The organism is Vibrio sp. 10N.247.310.98 (assembly GCF_041467395.1).
Taxonomy (GTDB): Bacteria; Pseudomonadota; Gammaproteobacteria; order Enterobacterales; family Vibrionaceae; genus Vibrio; species Vibrio crassostreae_C.
This window is the reverse complement of the sequence record NZ_JBFSUL010000042.1, coordinates 37954-44449: the sequence shown is the minus strand read 5'-3', so window position 1 is coordinate 44449 and position 6496 is coordinate 37954. Positions and strand designations below refer to the sequence as shown.

Genomic DNA, 6496 nt, shown 5'->3' with positions numbered 1-6496 from the left:
ATAACTCTTTACCATGCTGTTCAAAAAACACTCACGAAAGATCAACACGCCCTAGTAAGAAGCAAGAAAAGTAACAAAGCCCGTCGCCCAGCGGGCTTTGTTATGTTTAACGCCTAACTTAAGTTTCAAACCGCATTTATCTTTCCCACCGCCATTATGTTTCATATCGTACTTATGCTTCAGACCGTACTTATGCGTCGAGCCAAACTAAATCATCTCTTTTTCCATAAACAGGCGACTCCCCACATACTACTGACCACTCGTTTAACAAACTTTTATTCGCTTAAAATTCAAACACTATTTATATTAAACAAGCACTTGTGGAGTGAAGAAGGGATTAAAATGAGCATTTCTGGAGACAAAACATCGGTCGTGGTGGCTGGTGCAACCGGGTTAATTGGTCATCATGTGATGAAGTTGCTCATCGATGAACCCGCCGTTGATCATATCTATGCCCTATCTCGCCGAGCGTTAGATTCACAGTTTGATTCCAACAAGCTCCACACACTCATTCACAGCGACCTGCAAGTTACCAGTTGGGATGACACGAATGCGACGCCTAATCTTGGCGTTATCTGCTTAGGTACGACTAAGAAAAAGGCAGGATCAAAAGAAGCGCTTCGCAAAATCGATGTGGAACTGGTTAGCCAAGTCGCACAGTCGATGAAGTTTCTTGGGGTTCAACGCGTAGCGGTCGTTTCTAGCTATGGCGCTTCACCAGATTCCTATTCGCACTACCTTCGCTGTAAAGGACAAATGGAACAAAATTTAAAACGTATTGGCTTCAAGCAGCTTTTCATCGCACGCCCTGGGCCTCTGGTGGGTGAGCGTGATGAACCTAGAGCTGATGAAAAACTCCTGCAAAGTGTCTTTCCTCTGCTGTCTCCATTTATGCTTGGTAAGTTCAAAAACCTACGCCCTATTCAGTCGGAAGACGTAGCCAAAGCAATGTTGTTCCGGTTATTCGAAAATAATTTCCAAAATATCGAAATTTACTCGTCAAGTGACATGCTCAATTTATTGGCAAAATATCGCTAAAAAGCTCACCTATTCATCACAATGTTGAATATCCCCCCATCCTATTGAGTGGATATTACTAATCGTTCTAATAAATTACTTTTCCTTATTTTACGTTTTGTTACAGGTCGCTACTGTAGCTAACAGTATTTGCGCCCATATATTTAAGCGCCCTATCGATTTAAAGAGATTCATAAGGAAAACAAATGTCATTTTCAGCTATCGCTGCCTTAGCGGTATTCACTGGTATCCTCTTTTTTCTCTACGGACAGCAGAAAAAAGAAAACACACTTTCTCGCCTCGTTTTACTCGGTTTAGTATTTGGTAGCGCATTTGGTCTTGGTCTACAGCTGTTATTTGGTGAAGGCAATCCGGTCATCAACGAAACACTAGACTGGGTAAATATTGTTGGCCGTGGTTATGTTGGCCTACTGAAAATGGTGATCATGCCATTAGTATTGGTTTCAATGATTGCAGCCGTGGTGAAGCTTGAGAAAGGCGGTTCACTGGGCAAGATTTCTGGTATCACTATTTCAGTATTACTGGCAACAACGGCGATCTCTGCGATTGTGGGTATTGCAGTGGCTCAAGCATTCGGTCTTTCGGCTGAAGGCTTAACAGAGGGCGCTCGTGAAACAGCTCGTATTGCAACACTAGAAAGCCGCATGGGAAGTGTTTCAGACCTAACCATTCCACAAATGCTGGTTAGTTTCATTCCGACTAACCCGTTTGCTGATCTAACCGGTGCTCGCTCTACGTCTATCATCGCTGTGGTTATCTTCGGCGTGCTAACAGGTATTGCTGCTCGTAAAGTAATGGCTGAGAAAGAAGAGCTAGAATCACCGATCCGTACTTTCGTTGACGCTGCACAATCTATCGTTATGCGCTTAGTTAAGATGATCATGGCACTCACGCCATACGGCATCGCTGCGTTAATGGCAAAAGTAGTCGCAACATCGAGTGCTTCAGACATCCTAAGCCTACTGGGTTTCATCGTTGCTTCTTACGTAGCAATCATCCTGATGTTTGTTGTTCACGGTGTGTTGGTCTCTTTTGTTGGTGTAAACCCGAAAGAGTACTTCCAAAAAATCTGGCCTGTTCTAACGTTCGCTTTCACTTCGCGTAGTTCTGCTGCAACGATTCCACTGAATGTTGAAGCTCAGATCACGAAGCTAAACGTGCCACCAGCAATTGCTAACCTTTCGGCCTCTTTCGGCGCAACAATTGGTCAAAACGGTTGTGCGGGTATCTACCCTGCAATGCTTGCAGTCATGGTTGCGCCTACAGTTGGCATCGACCCAATGGACATCAACTTCATTCTGTCTCTGATTGCTATTATCACAGTGAGCTCATTCGGTATTGCTGGCGTAGGTGGCGGTGCAACGTTCGCGGCGCTTATCGTACTTCCTGCTATGGGCCTTCCTGTAACGATTGCAGCACTGCTTATTTCTATCGAGCCACTTATCGATATGGCACGTACGGCGCTTAACGTATCTGGTGCGATGACAGCCGGTACGATCACAAGCCGCCTATTAGGCAAGAAAGACAAGCAACAAGATCTGGAACAAGCGAACGCTTAATGGGTTCGATTGATTCAAGCACTTGAGTCTCGTTAAACAAAAAAACCGATGCACATGCATCGGTTTTTTATTATCTGTTACTTCTAACTTCCATTACTTCACGAGCAACAGCTTAGAACACAAGTTGAATGACTTTTTCGGCAAGTGCTTCATCGTCGTCTTCACTTAATCCGCTGACACCAATAGCGCCAATCACCTGCTCATTTAATTCAATGGGAGCACCGCCTTTAAAGCCAGTGATCTTTGGGTCAGTCCAGTAACTTAAGTCTTTACCAGTTTCTCTCGCCCAAGCACCTAAGTTACCGCTTGGCTGTCTATCTCTTGCAGATGTATAAGCTTTGTTCTGTGCTAACAATCCGGCTTGAACACTCACATTATCCATGCGAATAAACGCCAGTAACTCACCGTGCGTATCACACACGCTCACCGCGATTGCTTGTTGATTACGCTCAGCAATGTCTAGAGCGTTAGACACCAGTTGTTGCGCGATCTTTTGATTCAACATATTCATTCCTTATGGCAGTGCTTGACCACGTGAGTACACGTATAGGTTGTACCACTCTTCACGAGACAGGTTTATCTGAGTCGCGACTGCCGAAGCTTTGATTCGCTCTAGATTTGTGGTGCCAATTACAGGTTGGATACGAGCAGGGTGACGAAGCAAAAATGCCAACACAATCGCTTCACTTTCTACGCCATATTGGTTCGCTAACTGAGCCACGTAGTGCGCTGTCTTTTTCACGTTTTCATGTTCTGAATACAAACCTTGCTCAGCAAATCGGCCTTGTGCCAAACAGCCCCAAGCTTGCAGTTGGATGTTATTCAATTGGCAATGTTCAAGAGTGCCTGCGGCGAAGTCTGATTGATGGTGCCCTTGCGAGTTAATCATCACCCCATCATTCAACCAATCCAATTTGGCTAAGCTCATCTCAACTTGATTCGCGACGATGGGTTGCCCAAGCGCAGATTGCAGGTACTGAATTTGATGGCTGTTCATGTTCGACACACCAAAATAATCGACCTTACCTTGCGCTTTTAAGTTCTCTAACGTTCTTGCTAGCTCATCGAGTTCCATCAAAGGATCAGGGCGGTGCAATAACAGCACATCAAGCTTTTCAGTATTCAATCGATTGAGAATACCGTCTACCGATTGGCCTACCCAATCAGCCGAGAAATCATAACGACCAACATTGCCCTCGCCTTCAAAACGAATCCCACACTTAGATTGAATGAACATCTGTTCACGCAGATCAGGCGCTTGTTGTAATGCTTGACCAAAGGCTTGCTCAGCTTTGCTGAAGGTATAGATATCCGCATGGTCGAATAAGTTAATGCCCGATTCTAGTGCGGTGCCGATTACGCTTCGTGTTTGAGCAACATCCGCACTCGTCACTGGATTATCATTCCAGCCACCACCTAACCCCATGCAGCCATAGGCAATTTGCCCAACATTCGGTAGATAATTTGATAATGGGATACGTTTTTTGTCATTCGTTTTGTTTGTAGATTCAGTGCTGTTCGTCATATCGATTCTCGCTTAGAAGATTTGCTGACCAGAAATATGCCTCTATCATATTGTTCTTTTTAAAAAACAGAATATGCTAGTTACGAAATGATTGTTTGATATGACGAACAATAGATTGGTAGGAACGCGCGAATGAACGAACACAAAAGAATAGAACGACTGATCCTGTTTGTAGAACTTGCTCAGCAACTCAACTTTACCAAGGCAGCCGAAAAGCTCGGTATCTCTAAGAGCTACCTTTCTGAACAGATCAAACGTTTAGAGAACGATTTACAGTGCCCGCTTTTGGTCAGAACCACTCGCAGTGTTCGTTTAACCCAAGAAGGCGAACGCGCGTTACAACAAGGCTTAACGATTCGCTCGCAAGTCTTACAGCTTGAACGCAGTGTTTCTGAGCAACACGACATCGTCAAAGGCCTATTACGCCTCACTGCGCCAAAGATGTTTACTGAGGTATATCTATTCGATATCTGCCAACAGTTTAGGCAGCAATACCCTGAGATTCGTTTCGAGATAAACAGTAGCTACACCAACTTTAATCTCAATCAAGATGATATCGATATCGCGTTTCGTGCCACCAATACGCCACCTGACAACATGGTGGCGAAACACTTGATTAGCTATCAACATGATTTAGTCGCGACTCCCGGTTATCTTAACCAATTTGGTCGCCCTACCAATGTGAGTGACTTAAGTGATCATCAATGCTTAGCAACTCTGCACCAAACCGAGTGGCCTTTAAAATCGGTAAATATTGATGTGTCCGGCTGGCTTTCAAGTAATGACAACCACCTGCTTAAGCAACAAGCTATGGCAGGCAGTGGCATCATCCGTATTGCAAGTTACTACGTTGCGAAAGAGGTCGAACTGGGAGAATTAGAGCGAGTGCTGCCTGATGAATGTCTGCAACAAGGCAACAGTATTTATCTGTTCTATCCGCAAGTTATTTATCCGGCAAAGAAACACCAAGTGTTCGTTAAATTTGTTCAGCATTACTTTGAAAACTTGAGAGCTTGATAGTTTAAGATCTTGAAAACTGGAGAGCTCGGTCATTTAAGAGCTTGAAGATTTGGTAGTTTAAGAATATGAAAGCTGAGTTAACGAGTTGAAGAAACGGAAACCGATGAACAGATAAATCAAATAACACGAAATAAGGTTTAAATAACCCTCTTGATTTATATACCTATATTTAAAATGGGATTATCGAACAATAATAAAGCGATTTTTCGAATGCTCTCATCGATGATTGTTCTTGATAGAAAGAAATCGTGCATTTGTTCAATAATACAATGAGTTACCTATGAATGATTAACATAACTGATATATGATGCACCGCTTCAGTATGTCACATCATCTTGGCACCAGTTCGATAACAGGATCCTCATGAGCTTTATTATATTATTACTTTTTCTGCTATTCGTAGGCTTTACACGTTTACTTCAGTGGCGAAAAACCTCTCTGTTTTTATCTCTTGTTCTTATATCGTCATTTGTGCTGATTGGTTCAGGTTTAATTCCTCGTTATTTACTGAACGATCTGCAAGCCGATTACGAAAATAAGCCTGATATCCAATGGTCTGACAATAACGCCATTGTTCTTCTGGGTGCGGGAACGCAGTTAATTAAAAGCACGCAAGAGTTCGAGCCAGCCTTTTTCTCTTTTGGCCGAATCAGTGAAACCGCCAGCCAATATAAAGATTGCGCCAAAACCCAAACCACATGCAAAGTGATCATCAGTGGTGGCGATGCACAAAATAACGGTGTTGCCGAAGCAGAAGTTTATCAGCAACAATTGCTGAGACTTGGCGTTCCGATGGGTGACATCATTCAAGAGCCAAATAGCGTCAACACTTGGAAGAACGCTCAGCTCACTAGTGACCTAATGAAGCATCATAAATTCGACAACATTGTGTTGGTTTCATCTGGCCTACATATTCGTCGTAGCGAGCTCTACTTCAACCACTTCGGCTTGAATGTTATTCCAGTGAGAGCCGACTATATGGCTGCTCAAATTTCATGGTTGCCATTGTGGTACAACTTTGCGGTCACAGATTTTGCTTTGCATGAACAGATTGGCTTTGCTCGTTACAACATTTACAACTTTATGGGTTGGAACAGCAAACGCGAAAAACCAGGTGATGCTTAATCTCTTCCAATTAAGTTAACTCGAACAATAAAAAATGCAGCAGCAATCGAACGGTTGTTGGCTGCATTTTTCGATCTTGCTTATCACAACATCCCTCCTTATTTGGCTTACTCAGTACTTCCCCCTCCTTTAAACAATAAACCTATCTAATCCATCTTGCTGGCCTAAATTTTCCAAGCCAACATACCAAATAACGAGGCTTCAAAAACAGAAACGTTCAACAATTAAT

At 43.3% G+C, this 6496-nt stretch carries 6 protein-coding genes; 4 read left to right on the top strand and 2 right to left on the bottom strand.

The genetic code is table 11. The features are described 5' to 3' along the window. Window positions 1-342: 342 nt before the first annotated feature. Window positions 343-1038 (top strand): NAD-dependent epimerase/dehydratase family protein, encoded by a 696-nt coding sequence (locus AB6E78_RS15965; RefSeq protein ID WP_017059149.1) that lies wholly within the window; start codon window positions 343-345, stop codon window positions 1036-1038. A gap of 185 nt (window positions 1039-1223) precedes the next feature. Continuing rightward, the gene (locus AB6E78_RS15960; protein ID WP_372133948.1) at window positions 1224-2597 is read left to right on the top strand and encodes an L-cystine transporter; all 1374 of its coding nucleotides are present in this window, start codon (window positions 1224-1226) and stop codon (window positions 2595-2597) included. Between the two features lie 112 nt (window positions 2598-2709). Here AB6E78_RS15960 and AB6E78_RS15955 read toward each other — a convergent pair whose 3' ends face one another. Together AB6E78_RS15955 and AB6E78_RS15950 are read right to left on the bottom strand one after the other, a co-directional pair. Beyond that, the gene (locus AB6E78_RS15955; RefSeq protein WP_372133947.1) at window positions 2710-3102 is read right to left on the bottom strand and encodes a heme-binding protein; all 393 of its coding nucleotides are present in this window, start codon (window positions 3100-3102) and stop codon (window positions 2710-2712) included. Between the two features lie 9 nt (window positions 3103-3111). Then, window positions 3112-4122, bottom strand: a complete 1011-nt coding sequence (locus AB6E78_RS15950; RefSeq protein ID WP_017059146.1) for an aldo/keto reductase family oxidoreductase — start codon at window positions 4120-4122, stop codon at window positions 3112-3114. Window positions 4123-4254: 132 nt separating this feature from the next. Here AB6E78_RS15950 and AB6E78_RS15945 point away from each other — a divergent pair, with 132 nt between their 5' ends. Together AB6E78_RS15945 and AB6E78_RS15940 are read left to right on the top strand one after the other, a co-directional pair. Next, the gene (locus tag AB6E78_RS15945; protein ID WP_017059145.1) at window positions 4255-5139 is read left to right on the top strand and encodes a LysR family transcriptional regulator; all 885 of its coding nucleotides are present in this window, start codon (window positions 4255-4257) and stop codon (window positions 5137-5139) included. A 366-nt stretch (window positions 5140-5505) separates the two neighbouring features. Further along, entirely contained in the window at window positions 5506-6267 is a 762-nt protein-coding gene (locus AB6E78_RS15940) for a YdcF family protein (RefSeq protein WP_372133946.1), read from the top strand. The last annotated feature ends 229 nt before the right edge of the window (window positions 6268-6496 follow it).